Below are 25,602 nucleotides of genomic sequence, written 5' to 3'. Positions count from 1 at the left end.
TGTCCGGACCGTCCCCATGCATCCTGGCGAGGGAGGCCGGACATGATCGGCACGCAGATCGCCAACACCGTTCTGGGCTGGGTCCGCAAGCGGTTTGCCACCGGCCACACGCCCTATGAGCCGCGGCGTGGGCCGCGCGATCACATCATTATCCTCGACGGCACGGCCTCTACCCTGGAGCCGGGGATGGAGAGCAACGCTGGCCTGACCTACAAGCTTTTGAAAGAGGTCGGGCGGACCTCCCTGTACTACGAGGCGGGTATCCAGTGGGAAGCGTGGATGTCGACCTGGGACGTGGTCTCGGGCCGTGGCATCAACCGGCAGATCCGGCGCGCCTATGGCTACCTCGCATCGCGCTACCGGGTGGGCGACCGGATCTTCCTGCTGGGGTTTTCGCGCGGGGCCTATGCCGCGCGGTCGCTGGCGGGGATCATCGACCGGGTGGGTCTGCTGAGGCCCGACTTCGCGACGGAGCGGAACATCACCCAGGCCTACAGGCTCTACCAGTACGCGCCCGACAGCGACACGGCGGAGGATTTTGCGCGCCTCTACTGCCATGACGTGACGCTGGTGGAGATGGTCGGCGTCTGGGACACGGTGAAGGCGCTGGGCCTGCAACTGCCGCTTCTCTGGCGGATGACGGATGCGACCCACGCCTTTCACAACCACGCGCTGGGCAATTCGGTGCGGCACGGGTTCCACGCGCTGGCGCTGGACGAGACGCGGGAGACGTTCAGCCCGGTGATGTGGGAACGCCCTCCGGACTGGCGGGGCGTGATGGAGCAGGTCTGGTTCCGCGGCACCCATGGCGACGTGGGCGGGCAGATCGGCAGTTTCACGGCGGCGCGGCCGCTGGCGAACATTCCGCTGGTCTGGATGCTGGAGCGGCTGGAGGGCTGTGCCGTGGCGCTGCCGCCGGGCTGGCGGGACAGGTTCCCCTGCGACGTGGATGCGCCCTCGGTCGGGACGTGGCAGGGCTTTGGCAAGCTGTTCCTGAACCGGCGGCGCCGGGTGCTGGGGCGGGACCCGTCGGAGCGGCTGCACGAAAGCATCGATGTGCCATTCCCCGCGGGCGCGCCCGCGGAGTAAGGTTTTTCGCCGAGGTCAAGCGAAAAGGCTCACATTTTATTTACTGCCCTTTAACCTGTGCCTTTTGCGCCTATCTCTTTGTCAGGATCGCGGGACCGGAACTCCCGCGAGACCTTCACTGTCCCTCGTTCCGTGACTTGCGCCCGGGAAATTATCCCGGGCGCTTTTTCTTTGCCTGAAGGCTGCGTACGGTGGCGGTCATGAAATACGACGACTCATTCCTGAAGGACGTGCTGACCCGCACCAGGACGGTGGCGGTGGTCGGCGTGTCGATGAACCCGGTCCGGCCCAGCTACTACGTGGCGCGCTACCTTTCGCTGAAGGGTTACAAGGTGATCCCGGTCAATCCCGGGCACGCCGGGAAAAAGCTGTTCGGTCAGGAGGTTAGAGGCGCGCTTTCGGAATGTCCGAAAGAGGTCGACATGGTCGATGTCTTCCGCCGGTCGGAGCATGTGCCGCCGATCGTCGAGGAGGCGCTCGACGTGTTTCCGGCGCTGAAGACGGTCTGGATGCAGATCGGCGTGGAAAGCCCGGAGGCCGCGGAGATGGCGCAGGCGAAGGGTGTGGACGTGGTGATGAACCGCTGCCCCAAGATCGAATACCAGCGTCTTTTCGGGGAGTTGCGCATGGGCGGCTTCAACACCGGGATCATTTCCTCGAAGCTTTGAGCACGGGGCCGGCGCTGTTTGCGCAGGCGCAAAGGCGCCCCGCCCACCGTCCCGTCAACACCCCGTTCAGACCGCGCGCGTGGTGGTTTCCGGTAAGGCCGGTGGCCAGATGTGGTGGCGGATTCGCCCTGACCAGACCCGCGTTTGCCGGTTCTTCACCAAGGTTGACGCCCTGTAAGGGGTGAACCGGCCGTTTCGACCCCTCGAACCGGCCGGTTGGTAACCTTTTGGCCGGGAGGGGCGTAAAACGTGGTTAACGGGCGGCTTCGTCGCAGGGCGGACGACGCGACCCGAAAGCCGCATGCCCACAAGGGCCGAAACGCGAGGTCAGCCGCGCGACGCCTTTTCCGCGAGACCCGATTGGGTCTGGCGGGCGGCCAGCACCTCCATCACCTGCGCCACGGTGACGCCGCGGGCGTGCAGCATGACAAGCAGGTGGAAGAGCACATCCGCGGCCTCTGACGCGAGCTTTTCGGGGTCGTTCTTCACCGCCTCGATGATCGCCTCGACGGCTTCCTCGCCGAACTTCTCGGCGCATTTCTCTGGGCCCTTGGCCAGCAGCTTGGCGGTCCAGGATTCGTCGGGGGACGCCTTGGCGCGGGTGGCGATGATGGTTTCGAGCTCTTCCAGGGTCATGCGAGGTCCTTCCGGAGGCGTTCGGTGCGAAAGAGAGGCCGCCGTCAGAGGCGGCTGTCGTGCTTCAGGATCAGGTCGATCAGCGTCCAGAACTGCGGCTCCATCGGGGTGCCTTCGATCTGGGAGCGATTCAGCGGGGTGAAGACCGGGCGGGCCTCCGCATCTTCGGCGGGGGACCAGTCGAGCAGGAGCGGCCCGTCGCTCGAGATGCCGATGCGCACCCCCCAGCGTTCACGGGGGCCTGCGGATTGCGACCAGTCGCCGATGTAGAGCCGGCAGAGCGGGCGGTGGTTGGGCGCGTCGAGCGTCACGCCGACGGAGTACCAGCCGACGGAGCGTTCGCCGACTTCGAGGTAGCCGTTGACCACGGTGGTAGGCTTTCCGCAGCAGTTGCAGGCGGTGTGCTCTGTCTCGCCCTCGCGGAGCGTGACGTCCGAGCCGTCGGAGATCATAGGCGTACGGGGATCCCGGCGGCGGCCATGTGGGCCTTGGCCTCCTGGATCGTGAAGGTGCCGAAGTGGAAGATCGACGCGGCGAGCACGGCGGAAGCGTGGCCTTCGGTCACGCCCTCGACGAGGTGATCGAGCGTGCCGACACCGCCGGAGGCGATCACCGGGATGTCCACGGCGTCGGCGATGGCGCGGGTCATCGGCAGGTTGAAGCCCGCCTTCGTGCCGTCGCGGTCCATGGAGGTCAGCAGGATTTCCCCGGCGCCTTTCGCGGCGATCATGGTGGCGAATTCCACGGCGTCGATGCCGGTGGGTTTGCGGCCGCCGTGGGTAAACAGCTCCCACTTGCCGGGGGATACGGTCTTGGCGTCGATCGCGCAGACGATGCACTGGCTGCCGAACTGGTCGGCGGCCTCCGCCACGACGTCGGGATTGGCGACTGCGGCGGAGTTGAAGCTCACCTTGTCCGCGCCCGCGAGCAGGAGGGCGCGGACGTCACCAACGGTGCGAACGCCGCCGCCGACGGTGAGGGGGATGAAGCACTGTTCGGCCGTGCGTGTCACGACGTCGAACATGGTGCCCCGGTTCTCATGGGTTGCATGAATGTCGAGGAAGCAGATCTCGTCCGCGCCGGCAGCGTCATAGGCACGGGCGCTTTCCACCGGGTCGCCTGCGTCGACAAGGTCGACGAAGTTGACGCCCTTGACCACGCGGCCGTCGGCCACGTCGAGGCAGGGAATGATGCGCGTCTTCAACATGCTTCGGGGGTTAGCGCGAAAACTTCATGTTGGGAAGGGGCTGCGGAGATCGTCGTGAACAGCCGGGCGCGGGCGCGGTTTTTCTGCCAGATCGCGTGCTTCGGGCACATGAAACCGGCAACGAAAAGCGCCGCCTCCGGGGGGAGGCGGCGCGTCAAAGGCGTCAGGCCGATTGTGCCTGGGGGAGTGGCCTCAGCCCTCGCCTTCGGTGTCCTGCGCGTCGGCTGCGCGGAACTCTTTCACCAGCGCGGCCACACGCTCGCCGACCTGCTTGTCGGTCTGCACGGCCTCGCCGATCTCGTTGTAGGTCTCGACATCGAGGTTCTCGGTCTCGGTGATCGCGGCCTGCATCTCGGTCATCGCCTCGCGCTGGAGATCGGTGATCGCCTCTTCGCCTTCGGCGGCCTGGATCTGCGCGGTGTATTGCTGGCGGATCTCGACGATGGCCATGGCGGCGGTGACGAAGCTTTCAAGCTGCTCGTCGGTGAAGCTGGCGGTTTCGGCGACCGGGGCCTCCTGCGTCATCGGCGCCTCTGCGGGGGCCGTGTCTGCCTCTTGTGCGAAGGCCGGGGCCAGAGGGGCTGCAGCGATGCCGAGGATGGCTGCGGTGCCGAGGATCGATTTGCGGATGGTCATCATGGGTCTCCATCGGTTTGGTCTGCGGGTGCGCCGGGCGGACCGGCGCTGCGATGGACTGAACCTGAGGGCCACGGCGGCGCGGCGCAACCGGGGGCGGAAGAACCGGCGCGCGCTCGCCGAAATGGGGGGAAGGGGTGCGCGGTGCTCCGCGGGCGGCAACCGCCTGCGGTTGAAATCATGCGCGGCGATCATAAGGACGCGAGCGGAGGAACCGGGGGCGCGAAGGGGGTGTTGACCGGGTGGAGATGATCAGGGAGACACTTCATGAGACTATTGATCGCCGCGGCGCTGGCCCTTCTGCCACTGGGCGCACTGGCCGACGAGAACCTGAACTGGGTCAAGGCGAAGGGCACGGTTCCGGAAGCGATGGACCGGCTGGAAGCGGCGGTCGAGGAGGCGGGCGGGACGATCTTTGCCCGCATCGACCATGCCGCCGCGGCGCAGGAGCTGGGGGTCGAGCTGACCGATGCGCAGCTGCTGATCTTCGGCAACCCCAAGTTGGGCACGCCGGTGATGAAGGACAACATGCGCGCGGGGCTGGTGCTGCCGCTGCGGGTGCTGGCCTTCAAGGACGAGGGCGAGACCTGGCTGCTGTACCAGGAGGTCGTGCCGATGCTCGATTCCGTCAACGTGGACGAGGGTGTGGACGGCCAGGAAGAGATCGTCGACGCGCTGCGGGCGCTGACGGAGAAGGCCGCCGACCTGCCGGCGGAGTGACGGCGGGCCGCGCCGGGGCGGCACACCGTTCAGGCGGTGGCGGTCAGGTGCGCAGGACCTGCAGCGCTTCCTTCAGGTCGATGGCGCCGTCGTAGAGCGCCCGGCCGGAGATCGCACCGTTCAGGTTGGCGCCGCAGTCGCGCAGCGCCCGCAGGTCCCTGATCGAGGAGACGCCGCCCGAGGCGATGACCGGGATCTGCACGGCGCGGGCGAGGGCGGCTGTCGCCTCCACGTTCGGGCCCTGCATGGCGCCGTCGCGGTTGATGTCGGTGTAGACGATGGCCGCGACGCCCGCGTCCTCGTAGCTGCGGGCGAGGTCGGTGGCGTCCACGTCGGTTGTCTCGGCCCAGCCCTTGGTGGCCACCTTGCCGTCGCGGGCGTCGATGCCCACGGCGATCTGGCCGGGGAAGGCCGCCGCCGCCTCGCGCACCAGCGCGGGGTTTTCCACGGCCACGGTGCCGAGGATCACGCGGGCGAGGCCCTTGGACAGCCATGTCTCGATTGTCGCCATGTCGCGGATGCCGCCGCCAAGCTGCGCCGGGGTGCCGGTCTGGGACAGGATCGCCTCGACCGCGGCGCCGTTGACCGGCTGGCCCGCGAAGGCGCCGTTCAGGTCGACGAGGTGCAGCCATTCGCAGCCCTTGGCCACGAATTCCAGCGCCTGTGCGGCCGGGTCGTCGTTGAAGACGGTGGCCTTGTCCATGTCGCCGCGCAGAAGCCGCACGGCCTTGCCGTCCTTCAGGTCGATCGCCGGATAGAGGATCATCGGACTGCCCTTCTCAAACTTGCCCTTGGGCCGGTGGGCCCGCCTGTCCTGGGGCCTTGGGGGCCCGCTTATTATGACGTCACGCCACGAAACGAAGATGAACCTAACGTCATCCTTGTCCGAAAGCCGTCATGCGCGTCAAGTCGAATGGACCAAGAGGGAGGACAAGACAATGAGATTGTTGGCATATGTTGCCGCATTGGGGCTATTCGCCGCGGCTGCACAGGCGGACCCCGTCGAGGGGGTGTGGCAGACGCAGCCGGACGAGGGGTCTTTTGCCCATGTCACCATGGCACCCTGCGGCGCGAAGCTCTGCGGTGTGATCACCCGGACGTTCAACGCGTCGGGCGAATACAAGTCGCCGAACATCGGCCGCAAGCTGGTCATCGACATGGCCCCGCAGGGCGGCGGCAAGTACCAGGGACAGGTCTGGCAGCCGTCGAAGGACCGCATCTTCATGGGCAAGATGGACCTCGCGGGCGACCGCCTGCAGCTTGCGGGCTGCGTCGCGGGCGGCCTGATCTGCAAGAAGCAGACCTGGGCGCGCGTAAAGTGATCGCGTGACGTGACCCTCGGCCGGGCAGGGCGCGAAGCCGTCCCGCCCGGTCGTCTTTTGTTCTTTGGCGGAACGGCAGGCAGGCTCCGATTGACGGAGGCGATGTCATGCGAGGCGTTCTTCCGGGCGGGCCGATCTGGAAATCGCAGACAGGGGCGCGGATGCGTTGGCCGGGCCGGGGTCGGCAGGTCCTTGCTGGCACGGAATGCAGGCCTTCACGCCGCGGCATCGGGCCCCATATCAACAGGGAAAGACGTTACAATCACTGAGGGAGAGCTCACCATGATCCGTCCCGCGATGTATGCCGCCATGGCCTGTGTCCTTGCCGCCCCGGCGCTGGCCGACCCGATGGAGGGGACCTGGCGCACCGAACCCGACCGCAAGAACCTGACCAGCCACATCAGCGTCACGAGCTGCGGCAACGCGCTGTGCGGGACCGTGGCAAAGGCCTTCGACGCCTCCGGGCAGGAGGTGAAGACCGCCAACGTCGGCAAGCGGCTGTTCTGGGACCTGAAGCCCGCGGGCGGCGGCGACTACGAGGACGGCACCGTCTGGGTGCCGCTTCTGGACGTGACCGCACGGGCAAGCGCGCGCCTGTCCGGCAACCAGCTTGAGGTCACCGGCTGCAAGGGGCCGGTCTGCGACGGGCAGGTCTGGACGCGCGTGAACTGAGGCGCCTTCGGGCGTGATTACGGGCGCCAGGTCAGGAAGTTGGCGATCATGCGCAGGCCGGCGCCCGCGCTTTTCTCCGGGTGGAACTGCAGCCCGATCTTCGTGCCCTCGGCCACGATGGCGGTGACGTCGCCGCCGTAGTCGACGTGCGCCACGCGCTGGCCGGGGGCCAGCATCCGCATCTGGTAGGAATGGACGAAATAGGCGTGTTCGCCGGTCTCGATCCCGTCGAGCAGCGGGTGGGGCGTGTCGATCACAAGGTCGTTCCAGCCCATGTGCGGCACCTTGAGCGCCGGGTCGGAGGGCTTGATCAGCTCGACCGAGCCGTCGATCCAGCCCAGCCCCTGCGTCGCCTCGTATTCGTGCCCCTCGCGCGCCATGAGCTGCATGCCGACGCAGATCCCGAGGAACGGGCGGCCGCGGTTTTCGACCGCGTCCACCATCGCTTCGAAACAGCCCGAGGCGCGCAGCGCCGCCGCACAGGCGGGAAAGGCGCCGTCGCCGGGCAGGACGATGTGATCGGCCACCGCCACGGTTTCCGGATCGGAAGTCACGACGACCGAGCCCGCGCCGGTTTCGGCCGCCATCTTCTGGAAGGCCTTCTCGGCGGAGTGCAGGTTGCCGCTTTCGTAGTCGATGATGGCGGTGAGCATGGGCGGTCCTTTCCTGTCCGCCCCGGAGGTCGCGCGAAACGGCGCAGGCGTCAAGAGGGCTGGGGATCGCGGCCGACGTGGTCGAGCAGGGCTAGGATCGCCTCGTCGTCGGGCAGGGCGTCGCCGATGCGGCCCGTCATCTCCAGCAGAATGAAGCCGTGGACCAGCGCCCAGACCTGCGTCTCGATCACCAGCGGGTCGGTGCCCGGCGGCACGAGCGGCGCGCAGGTGTCGCGCAGGACGCGGTAGGCGGCCGAGGCGCCGCGTTCCTGTTCGGTGAAGGGGCTGGCCTCGCGGAAGCTGAAGATCAGGTCGTAAAGCGCAGGTTCGGAGCGGGCGAAGGCGAGGTAGCCGCGCGCGATGCCGCGCAGGCGGTCACGGGGCGTCTGCGGCGCGGCCTCGGCATGGCGCAGCATGGCCTTCTCGAACCGGGCGAATCCCTCGTCGGCGATGGCGCGGCGCAACCCGTCGGCGTTGCCGAAGTGATGGGCGGGGGCGGCGTGGGAGACACCGGCACGGGCGGCGCATTTCCTGAGGCTGAGCGCCTCCAGCCCGCCTTCCTCCAGAAGCGCGACCCCGGCCTCCACCAGCGCGGGTTTCAGGTTGCCGTGATGGTGGCGGGTCTTGTCGTCCGTGCTGCTCATGGCGCCGGGATATGTCTGCCGCTTGACACTGTCAAGTTTGCGTGGCTATCGTCCGGGTAACTTGACACTGTAAAGTTCATCGGAGGCGAAGAAGATGACGAAGACAAGGACGATCCTGATCGCGGTCCTGTCGCTGGCGGTGGCGCTGGCGTCGTGGCGGTTCCTGGTGTTCGGAGTGGCGCAGGCGATGCCGTTCATGGCGCATCACCTCGACGGGCGGGCGGTGGCGCTTTACGCGCACATCCTGCTGGCGCCGGTGGCGCTGGCGGCGATGCCGTTCCAGTTCTGGCCACGGTTGCGGGCGCGCCGCCCGGCGCTGCACCGCTGGACGGGGCGGGTCTATGCCGTTGCGGTGCTGCTGTCGGGGCTGGGCGGGCTGTGGCTGGCGCCGGGCACCTCGGCAGGGCCGGTGGCGGCCTGGGGCTTCGGCCTGCTGGCCGTGTTGTGGCTGGGCAGCACGGCGCGGGCGGTCTGGCTGGCGCGTGCGGGCCGAATCGCGGAACACCGGGTCTGGATGCTGCGCTCGGCCGCGATGACCTTTGGCGCGGTGACCCTGCGGCTGCAACTGGGCCTGTTCGCGCCGCTGGTGGGGTTCGAGACGATCTACGTCATCACGGCGTGGTCGTCGTGGGTGCCGAATCTGATGCTGATCGAGTGGTGGTTGCGGCGGGACCGTGCCCGCCGCCTGCCGGTCGCGGCCCGAGGGGCGGCCTAGAGCGCGCCCTTGGTCGAGGGGATCGCGTCGCCCTTGCGCGGATCGGGTTCCACCGCGTCGCGCAGGGCCCGGGCGACGGCCTTGAAGGCGGCCTCCGCGATGTGGTGGCTGTTCAGCCCGTGCAGCTTGTCGACGTGCAGCGTGATGCCGCCGTGGGTGCTGAGCGCCTGGAAGAACTCGCGCACCAGCTCCGTGTCGAAGGTGCCGATCTTGGCACTGGGCAGGTCGACGTTCCACACGAGGTACGGCCGGGCAGAGAGGTCGAGCGCGGCGCGCACGAGGCTGTCGTCCATCGGCAGGAGGCAGGCGCCATAGCGGCGGATGCCGCGCTTGTCGCCAAGCGCCTTCACCAGCGCCTGCCCGATGGCGATGCCCGTGTCCTCGACCGTGTGGTGGTCGTCGATGTGCAGGTCGCCCTCGGCCCGGATCGTCATGTCGATCAGCGAGTGCCGCGACAGCTGGTCCAGCATGTGATCGAAGAAACCCACGCCGGTCTGGTTGTCGTAGGTGCCGGTGCCGTCGAGGTCGAGCTCGACGGTAATGCTGGTCTCGGCGGTCTTGCGGGTCACGGTGGCGCGGCGCATCGGTCGTCCTCTTGCTGGTCGGCGCCTTATAGGGGGGCGGGGCAGGCGCGGAAAGAGGGCGCGCGCCGAAAGCCCGGCGGGTGTCGCCGTGGCGCTGCGGTGTTGGTCCGGCATGTGGAAGATTGACGACTGGAGCGGGCGAGGCGATTCGAACGCCCGACCCTAACCTTGGCAAGGTTATGCTCTACCCCTGAGCTACGCCCGCGAACCAGTCTGTCATCTGGACCCCGTCCTGCGCGTGCGGCGCTGCTTCGGTGTCCGGCCACTTGGAGCGGGCGAGGCGATTCGAACGCCCGACCCTAACCTTGGCAAGGTTATGCTCTACCCCTGAGCTACGCCCGCGTGCCAAATGGTAGGGGGCGTTTAAGACTTCCGCGGGAGGGGCGCAAGCGGAAAAATCGGAGCCCGCGGAAAATTGTGAACGGGGCGGCGCGCAGCCCCGCCCTGCGCGGCGCCGGGGGCGGGCGGCGGGGTTCATTCCGCCGCTTCGTGGGCACACGCGCGGGGCGGCCGGACCTCTGTCCCGGTGCGGCCGTCGCCGGTGCAGACGAAGACGGTGAGGTCGTCGCCATGTGCCTTCAGGAGCGGGTCGGGGACCAGCCCGATGCGGGCGGCCAGCGCTGCGAGATCGGCCCGGTTCTGTGCGCCGGTCTTGGCCTGTACCGACGAGAGCCGCTGCCGCACGGCGGAGAACGAGATGCCCAGTGCATGCGCTATCTGCTTGTCCATCATCCCGTGGCCGACCAGGCGCAGAAGCTCTTTCTGCTTTGGGGTCAGGTGGTTGCGCTTCACGAACTCGGTCTTGAAGAGCTCCGCGTAGCGCGCGTGCCCTGCCAAGGCCGCCGCGTGCAGCGTCCAGCCGTGGCGGGTCAGCAGGGCATCGAAGGCCTCTGCGCCGTGGCTGCCGCCGAAGGCGATGAGCGCGGCATGCCCCGGGTCGCCCATGCGCAGCGGGAAGGCCACGCCGGCGTTCAGGCCCTGTTCGGCCGCGAGGTGCACATGCCGCCGCTTGTCGTCCGAGATCTCGCCCATCAGCGGCAGATAGGCGGGGCCGATCTTCAGCGGCGTGAGGTAGCGACAGCCGTGCATCCGGAAGTTCGAGGTGTCGCGGATGTGGGGATAGGCGCGCAGCCGCTCCAGCCAGTCGGAGGTGAAGGTGGTGCGGATGAACTGCGCCTGCTCCCAGTTGCGGAAGTCCGTGGCATAGACGTAATCGACCACGGTCAGCTCCAGCCCGTGGGCGAGATCGAGAAACAGCTCCCAGACCGCGTCGGTTGTGCGGGTCGCTTCGAGCCTCAAAAGAAAATCCAAAAGCCGTGCGGGTACGAATGTCTCGGTGGCCGCAACGGCCGCGCCATCAAAATGTTCCATGGCCGCACTGTTGCGCGGGACGCGGGCGGAGGGCAGTCCGGTTTTCCCTCACCTGACAGAATTGACAGGTGGAAACGGGTATCGGTCAGGCGGCGGGTGCCTTCGGTTCGATCAGATCCCAGCGGTTGCCCCAGGGGTCGCGGAAAACGGCGACGGTGCCATAGGGTTCGTGGCGCGGCGCTTCGTCGAAGATCACGCCCTTCGCGGTGAAGGCGGCGTGGTCGCGGGCGAAGTCGTCGGTGTGCAGGAACAGCCAGACGCGCCCGCCGCCCTGCTGGCCGATGGTGTCGCGCTGGTTTCCCACGGCGCGGGCCAGCAGGATCTCGGTGGAGTGGCCGGGACGGCCGACGCGGACCCAGCGCTTGCCGCCGCCCATGTCGGTGTCTTCCTTCAGCTCGAATCCCAGCGTGTCGCGGAAGAACGCGATGCCCGCGTCGTATTCCGGCACGAGAAAGGCAAAGGCGGCGAGGGTCAGGCCCATCAGTCGTCCTTCTGGACGGGGCCGTCCTGTTTCACCCAGTCCGAAAAGCCGTCGCGCAGGTGCGCCGCGTCGAACCCCATGTCGAGCAGGGTGGCCACGGTCAGCGCAGAGCGCCAGCCGGACGCGCAGTGGAAGACGTATTGCTTGCCCTCCTGCGCGAAGACCGGCTTGTGGTAGGGGCTTTCCGGGTCGACCCAGAATTCGATCATGCCGCGCGGCGCGTGCACGGCGCCGGGGATGTAGCCCAGCTTCTGCCGTTCGCGCACATCGCGGATGTCGACAAAGACGACGTCCGGGTCCTTGAGCATCTCGATCGCCTCGGCCGTGCCGATTTCGGGGATGCGGGCGCGGGCGGCGGCGACCATGCGGGCCGCGGTTACGTTGAGTTTCTCCATGGTGTCGCAAGCTGTCCGTTTCGAAGCACTGCGGTCAAGGTAGAAGCTGGCGGCGCGGAAGGCGAGGGCGGAAATCCGGCGCAGAATGCCCTTGTGCCGGGCGTTTCGTGCCGAAAGCGACGTGTTTCGTGCAGGATAGCCCGCTGTTCAGCGCCAGGCCTCGGGGATCGGATCGGGCGACAGCAGATCGCCCACCTGTTCCGCCTCGGCCCGCGAGAGGTGCGGCAGCATCACGCGGGTGGTGTAATGGCCGTACATCCGCCCGTCGGTGGACAGCACCGACCAGTCGGCGATCTGGTCGCGCCCGAAGCTGACGCTGTCGCCCAGCGTCAGGCCGGGCAGGTAGGCGGGATCGTTGGCGAGCTGGCCGGTGAAGGTGCCGTCCTCGGCAAGGGCCAAATTCTCGACCCAGATGACCTCGTCATCGACGTCGAAGTGATTGACGGGCAGCCGTGCCTTGAGGTTCAGCGCCGGGTGCAGGCCGCCATCCTCCGTCGCCAGCCGGGCCAGGACGAAGTCGAGATTGCTGCGCGCCTCCTCGATGGCGGCGGCCATGTCCGCGTCTTCGGGCGCGAAGTTGACCACCGGGTCCTGCGCGGCCAGTGGACCGGACAGAAGGCAAAGGACCAGCGCGGCGGCGATCCGGAGCGGTGTCTTGCGGTGCACGGGACTTCCCTGAATGTGAGCGTGGGCAACGGGATAGCACGCCGCGCGGCGCTTGCGAACAGGCGAAGGCACGGTTGCGCGGATTTCGGCCCCGGAGGCCCGCGCGGCCCGGCATCAGGTCAGACCAGATCAGAACGGAATGTCGTCCGCGGCGCAGAGGAATCGGGCGACCACCTTCTTCGTCCCGGCCTTCTCGAAGGCGATCTCCAGCTTGTCGCCCTCGATCCCCGTGACGGCGCCGTAGCCGAACTTCTGGTGGAACACGCGTTCGCCCACGGTGAAGGCCGAGACCGCCTGCATGTCGATCACCTGCGTCTTCGATTCGCGCGGCTGGCTGACCGGGCGTTCGCCGGAGCGCGCCTGCAGGCGCTTCCAGCCGGGCGAGTTGTAGACATTCGCCTCTGCCGCGCGGGTTTCCAGCGTCGAGGACGCCCCGCCGAACCCGCCCTGCGCCGCGCCGAACCCGCCGCCGCCGTAAAGGCCCGGGGGCGTCAGCACCTCCACGTGTTCCTCGGGCAGCTCGTCGACGAAGCGCGAGGGCATCTGCGACTGCCACTGGCCGAACACCCGGCGGTTGCCCGCGAAGCTGATGGTGCAGCATTCCTCGGCCCGGGTGATGCCGACGTAGGCGAGCCGGCGCTCTTCCTCCAGCCCCTTAACGCCGCTTTCGTCCATCGACCGCTGCGAGGGGAAGAGGCCGTCCTCCCAGCCGGGCAGGAAGACGGCGGGGAACTCCAGCCCCTTGGCGGCGTGCAGCGTCATGATCGAGACCTTGGCCCCGGATTCGTCGGTGTCGTTGTCCATGACAAGGCTGACGTGTTCGAGGAAACCTTGCAGGTTCTCGAAACTTTCCAGCGCCTTGACCAGTTCCTTGAGGTTTTCCAGCCGGCCCGGCGCCTCCGGCGTCTTGTCGTTCTGCCACATCTCCGTGTAGCCGGATTCGTCGAGGATGATCTGCGCCAGCTCGACGTGGCTGACCTCCGGCCGGGCATTCATCGGCTGGGCCAGGTCGTCGATCACGTCGTCGTCGCTGTCCACCGCGACCGTGGCCCGGGTCATCCGGCCCCAGCGCGCGAGGTCGGCCACCAGTTGTCCCAGCGCCTTGGCGCCCTTGCCGGTGATGGCCTTCTGCTCGACCGCCAGCGCCGCGCCGTCCAGCAGGGAGACGCCGTTTTCGCGGGCGATGCGCTGGATGGTCTGCTGGGCCTTGTCGCCGAGGCCGCGCTTCGGCGTGTTCACGATCCGCTCGAACGCGAGGTCGTCGGTGGGCGACACCACCAGCCGGAAGTAGGCCATGGCATCGCGAATCTCCATCCGCTCGTAGAAGCGGGGGCCGCCGATGACGCGGTAGGGCAGGCCGATGGTCAGAAAGCGGTCCTCGAAGGCGCGCATCTGGTGCGAGGCGCGGACGAGGATCGCCATCTCGTCGAGGCTGAACGGCCGCATCCGGCGCGTGCCGTTCTGCATCGATTCGATTTCCTCGCCGACCCAGCGCGCCTCTTCCTCGCCGTCCCAGTGACCGATCAGGCGGACCTTCCAGCCCTCCTGCCGATCGGTCCAGAGCTCCTTGCCGAGGCGGTTCGAGTTGCCCCGGATCACGCCGGAGGCGGCGGCGAGGATGTGCGGGGTGGAGCGGTAGTTCTGTTCCAGCCGCACCACATGCGCGCCGGGAAAGTCCTTTTCGAACCGCAGGATGTTGCCCACCTCGGCGCCGCGCCAGCCGTAGATCGACTGGTCGTCGTCGCCCACGCAGCAGATGTTCTTGTGCGCTGACGCCAGCAGCCGCAGCCAGAGGTACTGCGCGACGTTAGTGTCCTGATACTCGTCCACGAGGATGTAGCGGAACCAGCGCTGGTACTGTTCCAGCACGTCCGGGTGGGTCTGGAAGATCGTCACCATGTGCAGGAGCAGGTCGCCGAAGTCGGTGGCGTTCAGCTCCTTCAGGCGTTCCTGGTATTCGGCGTAAAGGCGGGGGCCCTTGTGGTTGTAGGCGCCCGCGTCGGCGGCGGGCACCTTGTCGGGCGTCAGCGCGCGGTTCTTCCAGCCGTCGATGATGTTGGCCAGCTGGCGGGCGGGCCAGCGCTTGTCGTCGATGCCATGCGCCTGCACCAGTTGCTTGAGCAGGCGGAGCTGGTCGTCGGTGTCGAGGATGGTGAAGTTCGACTTCAGCCCCACGAGTTCGGCGTGGCGGCGGAGCAGCTTCACGCAGATGGAGTGGAAGGTGCCCATCCATGGCATCCCCTCCACCACCTGACCCAGCATGTTCGAGACGCGGTTCTTCATCTCGCGCGCGGCCTTGTTGGTGAAGGTCACGCTGAGGATCTCGTTCGGGCGGGCGCGGCCGGTGTTCAGCAGGTGCACCACGCGGGCGGTCAGCGCCTTGGTCTTGCCGGTGCCGGCCCCGGCCAGCATCAGGACCGGCCCGTCGAGATGTTCGACAGCCTCCCGCTGGGCCGGGTTCAGCTCGTCCAGATAGGGGTGCGGGCGCGCGGCCATGGCGCGGGCGGAAAGCGAAGACGCCTCGAATGCGTCGAATTCGTCGTAGCTGCTCATGGCGTCAATCTAACGCCGGGGCGCCGGAAGGGGAAGGTGTGTTCGCCTTGTGTTCCGCGGGTTTTCTTGGGTCAGGCGGACATCAGCGCGCCTGAGGTCACGCCGAGCCTGCGCCGGGAGGTCTGGAAGACGGGCCGCGGCGTGTCGTCGGCGCCCCCCGTTTCCGGTGCGGAGGCGCGTGGCGCCGCGGGCGCAGGCTGCGGGCGGAGCGGCTGGACGGCGGCAGCGGCGGGCTGCACGCGCAGCGGCTGGATGGAGGCTGGCGCGGGCTGGACTGTGGGCCGTGTGGCCGGTGCCGGCGCGTCTTTCCGTGCGGCGGAGTTGCGGGCCTCGGCTTCGGCGGCGCGTTGGGCGGCGAGCGCCGGGTGCATGCGAATCGCCGGGTAGTGGTTCGGCTGGGGGGGCTGGGCCGCAGTTTGTTCGGTCTCTGCCGTCTGCGGGACGGGTGTGTCGGACTGCGGGGCGATGGTGCTTCGCATGGCGGCGGTCTGCTGCTTCAGGTGTGCCTCTCGCGCGGCGACGGAGGGATCGTGGTGAACGGGCTGCGCGGCGGCGGTCATGTCCTGTGGCCGGGGTTGCGGCGGCGTGTCTGCGGCGGCGGTCTGCGACCGGGCCGCCTCCGCCCGCTGGCGGGTGGTCTGTTCGGCGGCGGCGCGCACCTCGGCCGCGGCCTTCTGCGCGACCTCCGAACACCGGGCGCGCCCGGCGAGCGAGGCGCGGGCCATGCGGGCGACCAGCCCCGCCTCGGACACGCCTTCGAGCACGCAGTGGAGCGAGCCGAAGCGGTCGGACCAGCGGTCGGTCGCGGCAGAGACGGCGTCCGACAGGAACAGCGTGACCAGCCGGGGATTGCGGCGTTCCGCCAGCGTCACGATTTCCGGCAGGTAGGCGCCCGCGGTGTCGAGGTCGACCAGCAGCACGTCGGCCACGGCGCGGCGCAGGCAGCATTCGGCGACCGAGATGCTGCCGGAGCCGGTCACGTGAATGCCCGCCTCCAGGAAGGCGATCTGAAGGCGGTCCAGGCGGGGAATGTCACTGTCCAACAGCATCGCGTGCATGGTCTACTCCGGTGTTCGGGAACGCTCGGGGCAGAGCCTCGGCGATCGCGCTTAAAATAAACTGAACATTTGCGGAGAATGCGGCGGGGGCTGGCGCGGGCGGGGATTTCGGGCGAGACAAGGGCCATGGATCCGCAGCAGACATACATGACCGTGGCCGACCTGAGAGCGCGTGCGCGGCGCCGCGTGCCGCGCTTTGCCTGGGCCTATCTCGACACCGCGACGGGAACGGGGGCGACCGCCCGGCGCAACCGTGCGGCGCTGGACCGGGTCGGGTTCATGCCCTCGATCCTCGACGGGGAAGTGGCGCCGGACCTTGCCACGGAGCTTCTGGGCGTGTCCCATCCGCTGCCCTTCGGGGTGGCGCCGGTCGGGCAGTCGGGCCTTTTGTGGCCGGGCGCGGAGGCGACGCTGGCCGGGGGCGCCACGCAGGCCGGGCTCCCCTACACGCTGTCTACCGTGGCGACCGCCACGCCCGAGGAGATCGGCCCGCTGACCGGCGGGCAGGGGTGGTTCCAACTTTATCCGCCCCGTGCCGTGGACGTGCGGCTCGACATGCTGGCGCGGGCGCGGGACAGCGGGTTCCGCGTGCTGGTGCTGACGGTCGACGTGCCGGTGGCCTCGCGGCGGGAGGCGCAAGTGAAGGGCGGGCTGGTGCAGCCGCCGCGCCTGACGCCCCGCATCGCCGCGCAATGTGCGCTGCGGCCGGCGTGGTCGCTGGCCCGGATGCGGGCGGGGATGCCGCGGATGAAGACGCTCGACCGGTACACGACCGACCTGTCGACCCGCGATCCGACGGCACATGTGGGCTACCTGCTGCGCACCGCGCCCGACTGGGACTACGTGGCGTGGATCCGGGACCACTGGGACGGGCCGCTGGTGGTCAAGGGCGTGATGCGCGCCTCCGATGCCGCGCGGCTGGAGGCGGCGGGCATCGATGCCATCTGGGTGTCGAACCACGGCGGGCGCCAGTTCGACGGCGCCCCCGCCGTGGCCGAGGTGCTGCCTGAGGTGCGCGCCGCGACGACCCTGCCGGTGATCGCCGACAGTGGCTTCGAGTCGGGGCTGGACATGCTGCGGGGCATCGCGCTTGGCGCGGATTTCATCATGCTGGGCCGCGCCTGGCACTACGCCGTCTGCGCGCTGGGAGAGGACGGCCCGGCGCACCTGACCGAGATGCTGCGCCGCGATCTGGTGGCGGCCATCGGCCAGCTTGGCGTGGCGCGGCCTTCGGAACTGCGTGGCCGGACCGAGATCCTCAGCGGTTTGCCAGGAACGGGCGGGTGAAGGCCCAGCACTCGGCCGCGATATGGGCGATGATGTGGGACACCTGCCAGTCGTCGCCGCACCGTGTCAGCCGCAGGTCGGCGCGCAGCGGGTGGTCCGGAAAGAAGTCGTCGATCTTGCGTGCCGTGATCACCACGCCGTCGATGCGCTTGTCGGAAATCGCCTCTGCCTTGGTGACGACGCGGAGGGTGCGCTCGATGCCGCGGGTATGGTCGTCGTCGGCCTGCGCCAGCATCGCGGTTTCGAGGTCCTCGACGGAATAGAGCACGATCGTCCGGTCATAAGTCTCGATCGTGCAGGGCTTCCACGCCTTTCGGGACAGGGTCAGACAGCCGAAGGTCCTGATCTCCCGGTCGAGGTGATCGAGGTGTTGGCTGATCATCCAGTCGGGGCGCGCCATGAGGTTTCGCGCCAGCGCGCCCGCAGGCCGTTCGGATCTGTCGAACATGGTGGGCTCCTTGACCCGGGTCTTTCCGCAACCGAATAGATCGTCAGCGTTAATGACGGATTAAGCCGGTGCGTTTGCAAACCTGGCCTTGCTGAAAAATTAATTTGCAAACCCCTCTTGCGCCGCGGTGCGGCAAGGCGTCAAAGTAATAATGTTGCGCAAACTGACAACAATCATGCGCGAGAGGACCAACACACATGCCCGATTTCGAGAAGATTCTCGTCGCCAACCGCGGTGAAATCGCGATCCGCATCATGCGGGCTGCGAACGAGATGGGTAAGAAGACCGTCGCGGTCTTCGCAGAAGAGGACAAGCTGGGCCTTCACCGCTTCAAGGCGGACGAGGCCTACCGAATCGGAGAAGGGCTTGGCCCTGTGCAGGCCTATCTCGCGATCGATGAAATCATACGCGTTGCGAAGGAAAGCGGCGCGGACGCGATCCACCCGGGCTATGGCCTCCTGTCCGAGAACCCGGATTTCGTCGACGCCTGCGACGCGGCGGGCATCACCTTCATCGGGCCGCGGGCCGAGACGATGCGCGCGCTTGGCGACAAGGCCTCGGCCCGGCGGGTCGCCATCGAGGCGGGCGTGCCGGTCATCCCGGCGACGGAAGTGCTGGGCGACGATTTCGAGGCCATCGCCAAGGAGGCCGAGGAGATCGGCTATCCCCTGATGCTGAAGGCTTCCTGGGGCGGCGGCGGACGCGGGATGCGCCCGATCAACGGTCCGAAGGAACTGAAGGAAAAGGTGCTGGAAGGCCGGCGCGAGGCGGAGGCGGCCTTTGGCAACGGCGAGGGCTATCTCGAAAAGATGATCATACGCGCCCGCCATGTCGAGGTTCAGATCCTCGGCGACAAGCAGGGCAACATCTACCACCTCTATGAACGCGACTGTTCGGTCCAGCGCCGCAACCAGAAAGTCGTCGAGCGCGCGCCCGCGCCTTACCTGAGCGAGGCACAGCGCGAGGAGATCTGCGAACTGGGCCGCAAGATCTGCGCTCATGTGAACTATGAATGCGCGGGCACGGTCGAGTTCCTGATGGATATGGACACCGGGTCCTTCTACTTCATCGAGGTGAACCCGCGCGTGCAGGTGGAACACACGGTCACCGAGGAAGTCACCGGCATCGACATCGTGCAGGCGCAGATCCTGATCGCGGAGGGCAAGTCGCTGTCCGAGGCGACGGGCAAGGCATCGCAGTACGACGTGCGCCTGACCGGCCACGCGCTGCAGACCCGGATCACCACCGAGGACCCGACCAACAACTTCATCCCCGACTACGGCCGCATCACCGCCTACCGGAGCGCGACCGGCATGGGCATCCGCCTGGACGGCGGCACGGCCTATGCGGGCGGGGTCATCACGCGCTACTACGATTCGCTGCTGGTGAAGGTGACGGCCAAGGCGCCGACGCCGGAGAAGGCGATCAAGCGGATGGACCGCGCGCTGCGCGAGTTCCGCATCCGCGGCGTGACCACGAACATCGAGTTCGTCATCAACCTGCTGAAACACCCGACGTTCCTGAACAACCAGTACACGACGAAGTTCATCGACACGACGCCGGAGCTGTTCGACTTCCAGAAGCGCCGCGACCGGGGCACCAAGGTGCTGACCTACATCGCCGACATCACGGTGAACGGTCATCCGGAGGTGCAGGGCCGCGCGACGCCGCATCCGGACCTGAAGCCCGCGAAGCCGCCGAAGCTGCGCGCCGATGCGCCCGCGCCGGGGACCAAGACGCTGCTGGAGGAGAAGGGCCCGAAGGCGGTTGCCGACTGGATGCTGGAGCAGAAGCAGCTTCTGATCACAGACACCACGATGCGCGACGGCCACCAGTCGCTTCTGGCGACGCGGATGCGTTCGATCGACATGATCGGCGTGGCGCCCGCCTATGCCCACAACCTGCCGCAGCTCTTCTCGATGGAGTGCTGGGGCGGGGCGACCTTCGACGTGGCCTACCGCTTCCTGCAGGAATGCCCGTGGCAGCGCCTGCGCGACCTGCGCGCGCGGATGCCCAACCTGCTGACGCAGATGCTGCTGCGCGGCGCGAACGGGGTGGGCTACACCAACTACCCCGACAACGTAGTGCAGTTCTTCGTCAAGCAGGCGGCGGAAACCGGCGTCGACGTGTTCCGCGTGTTCGATTCTCTGAACTGGGTGGAGAACATGCGCGTCGCGATGGACGCGGTTCTGGAGTCGGGCAAGATCCTCGAAGGGACGGTCTGCTACACCGGCGACATGCTGGACCCGGACCGGTCGAAGTACGACCTGAAGTACTACGTCTCCATGGCGAAGGAGCTGCGGGACGCGGGCGCGCATGTGCTGGGTCTGAAGGACATGGCGGGCCTCCTGAAGGCCAATGCCGCCTACACGCTGGTCAAGACACTGAAGGAAGAGGTCGGTCTGCCGGTCCACTTCCACACGCACGACACCTCGGGCGCGGCGATTGCCACGATCATGGAGGCGTCGCGCGCCGGTGTGGACTGTGTCGATGCCGCGATGGACGCGCTGTCGGGCAACACCTCGCAGCCGACGCTGGGGTCGGTGGTCGAGGCGCTGCGCTTTACCGAGCGGGACACCGGCCTCGACATGGCGGCGATCCGCGCGATCTCCAACTATTGGGAGGCGGTGCGGGGCCAGTACGCGGCGTTCGAGAGCGGCATGCAGGCCCCGGCTTCGGAGGTCTACCTCCACGAGATGCCGGGCGGGCAGTTCACCAACCTGAAGGCTCAGGCGCGCAGCCTGGGGCTGGAGGAGCGCTGGCACGAGGTCGCCCAGACCTATGCCGACGTGAACCAGATGTTCGGCGACATCGTGAAGGTCACGCCGTCCTCGAAGGTCGTGGGGGACATGGCGCTGATGATGGTCAGCCAGGGCCTGACGCGCGAACAGGTCGAGGACCCGAAGACCGACCTGAGCTTCCCGGATTCGGTCATCGACATGATGAAGGGCAACCTCGGGCAGCCCCCGGGCGGCTGGCCGAAGAAGATCCAGAAGAAGATCCTGAAGGACGAGAAGCCCTTCACCGAGCGTCCGGGCCTGAAGGCGGCGCCGGTCGACATCGCCGAGAAACGCGCCGAGCTGGAGAAGACCATCGAAGGCGTGGAGTTCGACGACGAGGATCTGAACGGCTACCTGATGTACCCCAAGGTCTTCACCGAATATGCCGCGCGCCACGAGACCTACGGCCCGGTGCGGGTGCTGCCGACGCGGACCTTCTTCTACGGCATGGAGCCCAGCGAGGAGATCACCGCCGAGATCGACCCCGGCAAGACGCTGGAGATCCGGCTGCAGGCGGTGGGCGGCACGCAGGACGATGGCGAGGTGCGGGTGTTCTTCGAACTGAACGGCCAGCCGCGCACCATCCGCGTGCCCGACCGCAAGGCCAAGGCGGCCGGTGGCGCAAAGCCCAAGGCGGAGGTCGGCAACCCCAACCACATCGGTGCGCCGATGCCGGGGGTGGTGTCCTCCATCGTCGTGAAGGCGGGCGACAAGGTCAAGACAGGCGACCTGTTGCTGACCATCGAGGCGATGAAGATGGAATCGGGGATGCACGCCGAACGCGACGGCACGGTGAAGGCCGTGCATGTCGCCGCGGGCGCACAGATCGACGCCAAGGACCTGCTGGTCGAAATGGAGTGATCCGGGCCCTTAGGGGCCAGAAAAGGGAAGGGCGCGGGGGAGCACCTCCGCGCCCTTTTCATGGGTATGTCGTAGCCCCCGGGGCGGCGGGTCAGCCGGCGGTCGCCAGTTCCGATCCGTCGGTGGCGTGGCCCAAAGGCATCCCGCGCCGGACGGCCACGGTCAGCCCGTGCACCGCTTCGCCGCGATCTTCGCGCAGGACGACCTCGGCCATATGGGCGATGGTCAGGCCCGCATCCTTCAGCAGCGTCTCGACGTAGTCGCGGGAATGGGCAAAGCGCCGGGTTTCGCGCAGCAGGACGGGGGCGTCGCCCAGTTCCACGGTGAAGGCGAAGAGCCCTCCGGGCCGCAGGGCATCGACCGCCCAGGCCACCGGCTGTTCGAGCGCGCCGAGATAGTTGAACACATCCGCCGCGACGATCAGGTCATAGCGGTCCGGGCGCCGGTCCAGCGTGGCGATGTCCTGCTTTTCGAGGTGGTCATAGAGGCCCTTGGCCTCCGCCTCGTTCAGCATGTGCTGCGACAGGTCCAACCCGTCGAGCCGCGCCACGTGCGGCCGGAGCAGCTCGCCCATCAGGCCGGTGCCGCAGCCGAGGTCCAGCGCATGGTCTGCCCGGTCCAGCCCGGCGGCCTTCAGCGCGGCAAGCACCACCTCCGGCCCGCGATAGGCGAGCCGGTCGCGCAGGGAGCGTTCGAAGCGCGGCGCGTACTGGTCGAAGAGCAGTTCGACGAAGGCCGGGGGCAAGGTTTCGGTGATCGGCACGTCGCGCGCGAGGTCGCGGTTGATGCCCGCGCCCAGCGGGTCGGTCGGGTCGGCCTCGACCGCCCGGGTCCAGGCCTCGGCGGCGGCGGGGAGGTCGCCCGCGGCCTTCAGGTACTCGCCCAGGCGAAACCATCCGGCAGCCCAGTCAGGGGCAAGCGCAAGCGCCTGTTCGAGGATGTCGATGGCGGCGGGCAGGTCGCCCAGATACGCCATGTTTTCGGCGAAACCGGCGCGGCTGTCGGCCGCGGGCACGCCGGAGGAGAAGAGAACTCCGGTCATTCCTTGTCACTTCATAGGGCCCGCTTGTTTCCCGCATCCTTCAGGGACGGGCACGCGGCGGACGGCACGAGTCTCACGGATCGGGGTCCGTGCGGAGCGGCGGATACGCCGGGTTCGCGATGCCGTCAATGGGGCGCTGTTGCGTTGTGATGAGGGGGCGCGGAAGGCCTGTCGGAGGTGCCCTGCCTCAGCCGATGGGCAGGGGCGCGTCGGCCTTGGGCTGGTCCATGACGATCTGGCTGTGCACGCGCGAGACCACGGGGTGCGCCAGCAGAACCTCGTGGATCAGCGTGTTGAGCGCGGGCAGGTCGGAGCAGTAGACCCGCAGGAGGTAGTCGGCCTCACCGGTCATGGTCCAGGCGGATGTGATCTCGGACCGGGTGCGCAGGAGCCGGGCAAAGGCCGCGCCTTCCTCGGCGCCGTGGCGGGCCAGTTGCACCTGTATGAAGGCCTGCACGTCGAGCCCCAGCCGCGCCGGGTCGAGCGTCGCGCGGTAGCCGCGGATCACGCCGGTCTCCTCCAGCCGCTGCCGCCGCCGCCCGGCCTGGCTGGCCGACAGGTTCAGCGCCTCGCCCAGTTCCTGCGCGGTGGCCTGCCCGCGGGTCTGCAGCCGTTCCAGCAGGGCGATGTCGGTCTGGTCCAGATTGGCGCGGTTTTCGTGCATGTTTCCTCCGGTTCGTGCGAATCCTGCGCGTGCAGCGTTCCATTAGGGCGAAGAATGCGCGCAAGCCGCGCGCCGGTAAAGGCATACTGGGGGCAGGAAACAGAAATACGCACGAACAGGAGGACACCATGGGACCTTTCCCGCACGACGCACCGCAGTCCACCATCACCGCCGAGAACCCGGCTGGCACCGACGGCTTCGAATTCGTCGAATTTGCCCATCCCGATCCGGAAGAGCTGCGCACGCTTTTCCGCCGCATGGGGTATGAGCACGTCGCCAACCACAAGACGAAGCGGGTGGAGCTTTGGCAGCAGGGTGACATCACCTACGTTCTGAACGCCGACCCCGACAGCTTTGCCGCCCGGTTCGTGGAAGAGCACGGCCCCTGTGCGCCGTCGATGGCGTGGCGCGTGGTCGACGCGCAGAAGGCGTTTGAACACGCGGTGGCCAAGGGGGCGGAGCCTTACGAGGGCACCGACAAGACCGTCGACTGGCCCGCGATCAAGGGCATCGGCGGGTCGCTCCTGTACTTCACCGACCAGTATTACGACACCTCGCCCTACAACGAGGAATTCGACTGGATCGCCCAGTCGAAGCCGAAGGGCGTGGGGTTCTACTATCTCGACCACCTGACGCACAACGTGTTCAAGGGCAACATGGACACGTGGTTCCGGTTCTACGGCGACCTGTTCAATTTCCGCGAGATCCGGTTCTTCGACATCGAGGGCAAGTACACCGGTCTGCTGAGCCGCGCGCTGACCTCGCCCTGCGGCCGCATCCGCATCCCGATCAACGAGGACCGGGGCGAGACCGGGCAGATCGTGGCCTACCTGAAGAAGTACAAGGGCGAGGGCATCCAGCACATCGCCGTGGGCGCGCGCGACATCTACGACGCGACCGACGCGATTGCCGACAACGGCCTGAAGTTCATGCCGGGGCCGCCGGACACCTACTACGACCTGTCCTACGACCGCGTTCAGGGCCATGACGAGCCGATGGACCGGATGAAGAAACACGGCATCCTGATCGACGGCGAAGGCGTGGTCGACGGGGGCGAGACGCGCATCCTCTTGCAGATCTTCTCGAAGACGGTGATCGGACCGATCTTCTTCGAGTTCATTCAGCGCAAGGGCGACGACGGCTTTGGCGAGGGCAACTTCAAGGCGCTCTTCGAGTCGATCGAACGGGAGCAGATCGAGAACGGCGAAATCGCCGCGGAATGATCGGTCCCGGGGCGCGCGTGCGCCCGAACAAGACGACCCAGGGAGGAGAGGGGGAAGGGCGCCGTTCGCGGCGCCCTTCTTCTTTGGTCCCGGCCGGGGGGCGCGTCAGGGCCAGAGCATCCAGATATAGGCGGCATAGCCCGCGACCAGCACCGCGCCTTCGCGCCGCGCGATTCTGAGGCCGGTTGCCGCGAAGATCACCAGCAGGACGGACACGCCGACCATGAGCGGCGCATCGAACCCGGCGATCTCGGACGGCACCTGCGAGGGCGCGATCAGCGCGGTGGTGCCGCCGATCCCGAGGATGTTGTAGATGTTCGATCCCACCACGTTGCCGAAGGCCACGTCGCCCTGCCGCTTCAAAGCGGCGATGACCGAGGTGACGAGTTCGGGCATCGAGGTGCCCACTGCCACGATGGTCAGGCCGATCACCGTCTCGGACACGCCGAATCCGCGCGCCAGCGCCACCGCGCCGTTCACCAGGAGCGAGCCGCCCGCCACCACGATCACCAGCCCGCCCAGGGCGATGAGCAGCGGGATGGCGAGGTGTCTTGCGGGGTGCGGCGGTGCAAGGCCCGGATCGGCCTCCGCCAGGGCGAGGCTCTTGTCGTGGATCGCGCCGCCGCCGGGGCCGGTGCGCTCCTGCTGGATGACGAAGGCGATATAAAGCACGAGGGCCGCGACAAGCGCCGCACCGACGATCCGCCCCATCGGCACGAGAACGGCGAGCACGGCAAAGAGCACGGCCACCAGCAGCATCGCCATGGCGTCGCGGCGCAGCGCGGAGCGCGCCACGATGACCGGGCAGATCAGCGCCGAGATGCCTGCGATCAGCAGGATGTTGGCGATGTTGGAGCCGACGATGTTGCCATAGGCGATGCCCGGCGATCCGCTCAGCCCGGCCTGCACCGAGGTGACGAGTTCCGGCATCGAGGTGCCGAATCCCACCAGTGTCAGGCCGATGACAAGCGGCGATATCCCGATCCGTTCCGCGGCCTGAACGGCGCCGCGCACCAACAACTCTCCCCCGATCACGAGAAGCACAAGCCCCGCAATGAGTGGCACCCAGGTATCGAACATGATGATCCTCCAGCCGCATCACGTGCGGCGCGTCGAGCGTAAGTGGTGAGGGACGGGCAAACTTCAATGCGGCCGCAAGGGGCGCCTGACAAAAGGATCGGGTCAGGCGGAAGCTTGCTTGGGACCGTCCGCCGGGGCCGGTGCTGC

Annotated in this window: 27 protein-coding genes and 2 tRNA genes; 9 read left to right on the top strand and 20 right to left on the bottom strand. The window is 67.7% G+C overall.

The genetic code is table 11. The features are described from left to right. Positions 1 to 42: 42 nt before the first annotated feature. Positions 43 to 1,089 carry a DUF2235 domain-containing protein gene (locus CDO87_RS01925; protein WP_100927191.1) on the top strand — a complete coding sequence of 349 codons (1,047 nt, stop codon included), beginning with the start codon at positions 43 to 45 and terminating at the stop codon, positions 1,087 to 1,089. Between the two features lie 200 nt (positions 1,090 to 1,289). Next, positions 1,290 to 1,757, top strand: a complete 468-nt coding sequence (locus CDO87_RS01920) for a CoA-binding protein (RefSeq protein ID WP_100930802.1) — start codon at positions 1,290 to 1,292, stop codon at positions 1,755 to 1,757. A 327-nt stretch (positions 1,758 to 2,084) separates the two neighbouring features. Here CDO87_RS01920 and CDO87_RS01915 read toward each other — a convergent pair whose 3' ends face one another. The 4 genes from CDO87_RS01915 to CDO87_RS01900 form a co-directional block, all read right to left on the bottom strand. Beyond that, positions 2,085 to 2,393: a phosphoribosyl-ATP diphosphatase gene (locus CDO87_RS01915; RefSeq protein ID WP_100927190.1), complete on the bottom strand. Its 309-nt coding sequence runs from the start codon at positions 2,391 to 2,393 to the stop codon at positions 2,085 to 2,087. 44 nt (positions 2,394 to 2,437) lie between these two features. Continuing rightward, complete coding sequence (locus CDO87_RS01910) at positions 2,438 to 2,845, bottom strand: hypothetical protein (protein ID WP_100927189.1); 408 nt, start codon at positions 2,843 to 2,845, stop codon at positions 2,438 to 2,440. After that, the gene (hisF, locus tag CDO87_RS01905; RefSeq protein WP_100927188.1) at positions 2,842 to 3,600 is read right to left on the bottom strand and encodes an imidazole glycerol phosphate synthase subunit HisF; all 759 of its coding nucleotides are present in this window, start codon (positions 3,598 to 3,600) and stop codon (positions 2,842 to 2,844) included. The genes CDO87_RS01910 and hisF overlap by 4 nt, the downstream gene beginning before the upstream one ends. A gap of 192 nt (positions 3,601 to 3,792) precedes the next feature. Next, positions 3,793 to 4,236 carry a DUF4168 domain-containing protein gene (locus CDO87_RS01900; protein ID WP_157814889.1) on the bottom strand — a complete coding sequence of 148 codons (444 nt, stop codon included), beginning with the start codon at positions 4,234 to 4,236 and terminating at the stop codon, positions 3,793 to 3,795. 267 nt (positions 4,237 to 4,503) lie between these two features. On the opposite strand from CDO87_RS01900, the gene CDO87_RS01895 reads away from it, so the two are divergent. Continuing rightward, positions 4,504 to 4,956 carry a DUF302 domain-containing protein gene (locus tag CDO87_RS01895; RefSeq protein WP_254698288.1) on the top strand — a complete coding sequence of 151 codons (453 nt, stop codon included), beginning with the start codon at positions 4,504 to 4,506 and terminating at the stop codon, positions 4,954 to 4,956. Between the two features lie 43 nt (positions 4,957 to 4,999). Here the strand turns inward: CDO87_RS01895 and hisA are convergent, their stop codons facing one another. Then, complete coding sequence (gene hisA / locus CDO87_RS01890; RefSeq protein ID WP_100927186.1) at positions 5,000 to 5,722, bottom strand: 1-(5-phosphoribosyl)-5-[(5-phosphoribosylamino)methylideneamino]imidazole-4-carboxamide isomerase; 723 nt, start codon at positions 5,720 to 5,722, stop codon at positions 5,000 to 5,002. Positions 5,723 to 5,894: 172 nt separating this feature from the next. Between hisA and CDO87_RS01885 the strand changes: the two genes are divergently transcribed. Both CDO87_RS01885 and CDO87_RS01880 read left to right on the top strand, forming a co-directional pair. Beyond that, positions 5,895 to 6,278: a DUF2147 domain-containing protein gene (locus CDO87_RS01885; protein WP_100927185.1), complete on the top strand. Its 384-nt coding sequence runs from the start codon at positions 5,895 to 5,897 to the stop codon at positions 6,276 to 6,278. A 282-nt stretch (positions 6,279 to 6,560) separates the two neighbouring features. After that, on the top strand, positions 6,561 to 6,950 hold the full coding sequence (locus tag CDO87_RS01880; protein ID WP_254698286.1) for a DUF2147 domain-containing protein: 390 nt from the start codon (positions 6,561 to 6,563) through the stop codon (positions 6,948 to 6,950). Positions 6,951 to 6,967: 17 nt separating this feature from the next. On the opposite strand, the gene hisH is transcribed toward CDO87_RS01880, so the two are convergent. Both hisH and CDO87_RS01870 read right to left on the bottom strand, forming a co-directional pair. Beyond that, entirely contained in the window at positions 6,968 to 7,603 is a 636-nt protein-coding gene (hisH, locus tag CDO87_RS01875; protein ID WP_100927184.1) for an imidazole glycerol phosphate synthase subunit HisH, read from the bottom strand. 50 nt (positions 7,604 to 7,653) lie between these two features. Further along, on the bottom strand, positions 7,654 to 8,247 hold the full coding sequence (locus CDO87_RS01870; protein WP_100927183.1) for a TetR/AcrR family transcriptional regulator: 594 nt from the start codon (positions 8,245 to 8,247) through the stop codon (positions 7,654 to 7,656). Between the two features lie 94 nt (positions 8,248 to 8,341). Between CDO87_RS01870 and CDO87_RS01865 the strand changes: the two genes are divergently transcribed. Then, positions 8,342 to 8,962 (top strand): DUF2306 domain-containing protein, encoded by a 621-nt coding sequence (locus CDO87_RS01865; RefSeq protein WP_100927182.1) that lies wholly within the window; start codon positions 8,342 to 8,344, stop codon positions 8,960 to 8,962. On the opposite strand, the gene hisB is transcribed toward CDO87_RS01865, so the two are convergent. From hisB to CDO87_RS01820, 9 genes are all read right to left on the bottom strand, one after another. Then, positions 8,959 to 9,546, bottom strand: coding sequence for an imidazoleglycerol-phosphate dehydratase HisB (gene hisB, locus CDO87_RS01860; protein ID WP_100927181.1), 588 nt, complete (start codon positions 9,544 to 9,546; stop codon positions 8,959 to 8,961). The two genes, CDO87_RS01865 and hisB, sit on opposite strands and share 4 nt — an antisense overlap. Positions 9,547 to 9,676: 130 nt before the next feature. Next, a tRNA-Gly gene (locus CDO87_RS01855) sits at positions 9,677 to 9,751 on the bottom strand. A 62-nt stretch (positions 9,752 to 9,813) separates the two neighbouring features. Further along, positions 9,814 to 9,888: transfer RNA gene (locus tag CDO87_RS01850), tRNA-Gly, on the bottom strand. Between the two features lie 132 nt (positions 9,889 to 10,020). Beyond that, on the bottom strand, positions 10,021 to 10,917 hold the full coding sequence (locus CDO87_RS01845; protein ID WP_100927180.1) for a LuxR family transcriptional regulator: 897 nt from the start codon (positions 10,915 to 10,917) through the stop codon (positions 10,021 to 10,023). Positions 10,918 to 11,002: 85 nt separating this feature from the next. Then, a complete protein-coding gene (locus CDO87_RS01840; RefSeq protein WP_100927179.1) occupies positions 11,003 to 11,398 on the bottom strand; it encodes a VOC family protein in 396 nt (131 codons plus the stop codon). Next, entirely contained in the window at positions 11,398 to 11,793 is a 396-nt protein-coding gene (locus tag CDO87_RS01835; RefSeq protein ID WP_100927178.1) for a rhodanese-like domain-containing protein, read from the bottom strand. The genes CDO87_RS01840 and CDO87_RS01835 overlap by 1 nt, the downstream gene beginning before the upstream one ends. Positions 11,794 to 11,940: 147 nt before the next feature. Further along, positions 11,941 to 12,459, bottom strand: a complete 519-nt coding sequence (locus tag CDO87_RS01830; RefSeq protein WP_100927177.1) for a YegJ family protein — start codon at positions 12,457 to 12,459, stop codon at positions 11,941 to 11,943. A gap of 129 nt (positions 12,460 to 12,588) precedes the next feature. Further along, the gene (locus CDO87_RS01825; RefSeq protein WP_100927176.1) at positions 12,589 to 15,012 is read right to left on the bottom strand and encodes an ATP-dependent helicase; all 2,424 of its coding nucleotides are present in this window, start codon (positions 15,010 to 15,012) and stop codon (positions 12,589 to 12,591) included. Positions 15,013 to 15,083: 71 nt separating this feature from the next. Then, positions 15,084 to 16,070, bottom strand: a complete 987-nt coding sequence (locus CDO87_RS01820; protein WP_100927175.1) for a hypothetical protein — start codon at positions 16,068 to 16,070, stop codon at positions 15,084 to 15,086. Positions 16,071 to 16,148: 78 nt separating this feature from the next. Here CDO87_RS01820 and CDO87_RS01815 point away from each other — a divergent pair, with 78 nt between their 5' ends. Further along, complete coding sequence (locus tag CDO87_RS01815) at positions 16,149 to 17,357, top strand: alpha-hydroxy acid oxidase (RefSeq protein ID WP_100927174.1); 1,209 nt, start codon at positions 16,149 to 16,151, stop codon at positions 17,355 to 17,357. Here CDO87_RS01815 and CDO87_RS01810 read toward each other — a convergent pair. Then, a complete protein-coding gene (locus tag CDO87_RS01810) occupies positions 17,329 to 17,805 on the bottom strand; it encodes a hypothetical protein (protein ID WP_100927173.1) in 477 nt (158 codons plus the stop codon). The genes CDO87_RS01815 and CDO87_RS01810 overlap by 29 nt on opposite strands. A gap of 197 nt (positions 17,806 to 18,002) precedes the next feature. On the opposite strand from CDO87_RS01810, the gene CDO87_RS01805 reads away from it, so the two are divergent. Continuing rightward, positions 18,003 to 21,446, top strand: coding sequence for a pyruvate carboxylase (locus CDO87_RS01805; protein WP_100927172.1), 3,444 nt, complete (start codon positions 18,003 to 18,005; stop codon positions 21,444 to 21,446). 91 nt (positions 21,447 to 21,537) lie between these two features. Here CDO87_RS01805 and CDO87_RS01800 read toward each other — a convergent pair whose 3' ends face one another. Together CDO87_RS01800 and CDO87_RS01795 are read right to left on the bottom strand one after the other, a co-directional pair. Continuing rightward, complete coding sequence (locus tag CDO87_RS01800) at positions 21,538 to 22,488, bottom strand: methyltransferase domain-containing protein (RefSeq protein ID WP_100927171.1); 951 nt, start codon at positions 22,486 to 22,488, stop codon at positions 21,538 to 21,540. Positions 22,489 to 22,675: 187 nt separating this feature from the next. Then, positions 22,676 to 23,152 (bottom strand): Lrp/AsnC family transcriptional regulator, encoded by a 477-nt coding sequence (locus CDO87_RS01795; RefSeq protein ID WP_254698281.1) that lies wholly within the window; start codon positions 23,150 to 23,152, stop codon positions 22,676 to 22,678. Between the two features lie 128 nt (positions 23,153 to 23,280). Between CDO87_RS01795 and hppD the strand changes: the two genes are divergently transcribed. After that, positions 23,281 to 24,375 (top strand): 4-hydroxyphenylpyruvate dioxygenase, encoded by a 1,095-nt coding sequence (hppD, locus tag CDO87_RS01790; protein WP_100927170.1) that lies wholly within the window; start codon positions 23,281 to 23,283, stop codon positions 24,373 to 24,375. 105 nt (positions 24,376 to 24,480) lie between these two features. Here the strand turns inward: hppD and CDO87_RS01785 are convergent, their stop codons facing one another. Further along, positions 24,481 to 25,455, bottom strand: a complete 975-nt coding sequence (locus CDO87_RS01785) for a calcium/sodium antiporter (RefSeq protein ID WP_100927169.1) — start codon at positions 25,453 to 25,455, stop codon at positions 24,481 to 24,483. Positions 25,456 to 25,602: the final 147 nt, after the last annotated feature.

The organism is Sagittula sp. P11, assembly GCF_002814095.1.
Lineage (GTDB): Bacteria > Pseudomonadota > Alphaproteobacteria > Rhodobacterales > Rhodobacteraceae > Sagittula.
This window is presented reverse-complemented; position numbering and strand designations above follow the sequence as displayed.

Excerpts from the sequence above, each read along its gene's own strand:
- CDO87_RS01815 (WP_100927174.1), top strand. The coding sequence starts at position 16,149 with ATGCGGCGGGGGCTGGCGCGGGCGGGGATTTCGGGCGAGACAAGGGCC.
- CDO87_RS01785 (WP_100927169.1), bottom strand. The coding sequence starts at position 25,455 with ATGTTCGATACCTGGGTGCCACTCATTGCGGGGCTTGTGCTTCTCGTG.
- hisB (WP_100927181.1), bottom strand. The coding sequence starts at position 9,546 with ATGCGCCGCGCCACCGTGACCCGCAAGACCGCCGAGACCAGCATTACC.
- CDO87_RS01920 (WP_100930802.1), top strand. The coding sequence starts at position 1,290 with ATGAAATACGACGACTCATTCCTGAAGGACGTGCTGACCCGCACCAGG.
- CDO87_RS01800 (WP_100927171.1), bottom strand. The coding sequence starts at position 22,488 with ATGACCGGAGTTCTCTTCTCCTCCGGCGTGCCCGCGGCCGACAGCCGC.
- CDO87_RS01880 (WP_254698286.1), top strand. The coding sequence starts at position 6,561 with ATGATCCGTCCCGCGATGTATGCCGCCATGGCCTGTGTCCTTGCCGCC.
- CDO87_RS01835 (WP_100927178.1), bottom strand. The coding sequence starts at position 11,793 with ATGGAGAAACTCAACGTAACCGCGGCCCGCATGGTCGCCGCCGCCCGC.
- CDO87_RS01840 (WP_100927179.1), bottom strand. The coding sequence starts at position 11,398 with ATGGGCCTGACCCTCGCCGCCTTTGCCTTTCTCGTGCCGGAATACGAC.
- CDO87_RS01865 (WP_100927182.1), top strand. The coding sequence starts at position 8,342 with ATGACGAAGACAAGGACGATCCTGATCGCGGTCCTGTCGCTGGCGGTG.
- CDO87_RS01900 (WP_157814889.1), bottom strand. The coding sequence starts at position 4,236 with ATGACCATCCGCAAATCGATCCTCGGCACCGCAGCCATCCTCGGCATC.
- CDO87_RS01805 (WP_100927172.1), top strand. The coding sequence starts at position 18,003 with ATGCCCGATTTCGAGAAGATTCTCGTCGCCAACCGCGGTGAAATCGCG.
- CDO87_RS01910 (WP_100927189.1), bottom strand. The coding sequence starts at position 2,845 with ATGATCTCCGACGGCTCGGACGTCACGCTCCGCGAGGGCGAGACAGAG.
- hisH (WP_100927184.1), bottom strand. The coding sequence starts at position 7,603 with ATGCTCACCGCCATCATCGACTACGAAAGCGGCAACCTGCACTCCGCC.
- CDO87_RS01825 (WP_100927176.1), bottom strand. The coding sequence starts at position 15,012 with ATGAGCAGCTACGACGAATTCGACGCATTCGAGGCGTCTTCGCTTTCC.
- CDO87_RS01820 (WP_100927175.1), bottom strand. The coding sequence starts at position 16,070 with ATGCACGCGATGCTGTTGGACAGTGACATTCCCCGCCTGGACCGCCTT.
- CDO87_RS01895 (WP_254698288.1), top strand. The coding sequence starts at position 4,504 with ATGAGACTATTGATCGCCGCGGCGCTGGCCCTTCTGCCACTGGGCGCA.
- hppD (WP_100927170.1), top strand. The coding sequence starts at position 23,281 with ATGGGACCTTTCCCGCACGACGCACCGCAGTCCACCATCACCGCCGAG.
- hisF (WP_100927188.1), bottom strand. The coding sequence starts at position 3,600 with ATGTTGAAGACGCGCATCATTCCCTGCCTCGACGTGGCCGACGGCCGC.
- CDO87_RS01925 (WP_100927191.1), top strand. The coding sequence starts at position 43 with ATGATCGGCACGCAGATCGCCAACACCGTTCTGGGCTGGGTCCGCAAG.
- CDO87_RS01870 (WP_100927183.1), bottom strand. The coding sequence starts at position 8,247 with ATGAGCAGCACGGACGACAAGACCCGCCACCATCACGGCAACCTGAAA.
- CDO87_RS01885 (WP_100927185.1), top strand. The coding sequence starts at position 5,895 with ATGAGATTGTTGGCATATGTTGCCGCATTGGGGCTATTCGCCGCGGCT.
- CDO87_RS01845 (WP_100927180.1), bottom strand. The coding sequence starts at position 10,917 with ATGGAACATTTTGATGGCGCGGCCGTTGCGGCCACCGAGACATTCGTA.
- CDO87_RS01795 (WP_254698281.1), bottom strand. The coding sequence starts at position 23,152 with ATGCACGAAAACCGCGCCAATCTGGACCAGACCGACATCGCCCTGCTG.
- CDO87_RS01915 (WP_100927190.1), bottom strand. The coding sequence starts at position 2,393 with ATGACCCTGGAAGAGCTCGAAACCATCATCGCCACCCGCGCCAAGGCG.
- CDO87_RS01810 (WP_100927173.1), bottom strand. The coding sequence starts at position 17,805 with ATGTTCGACAGATCCGAACGGCCTGCGGGCGCGCTGGCGCGAAACCTC.
- hisA (WP_100927186.1), bottom strand. The coding sequence starts at position 5,722 with ATGATCCTCTATCCGGCGATCGACCTGAAGGACGGCAAGGCCGTGCGG.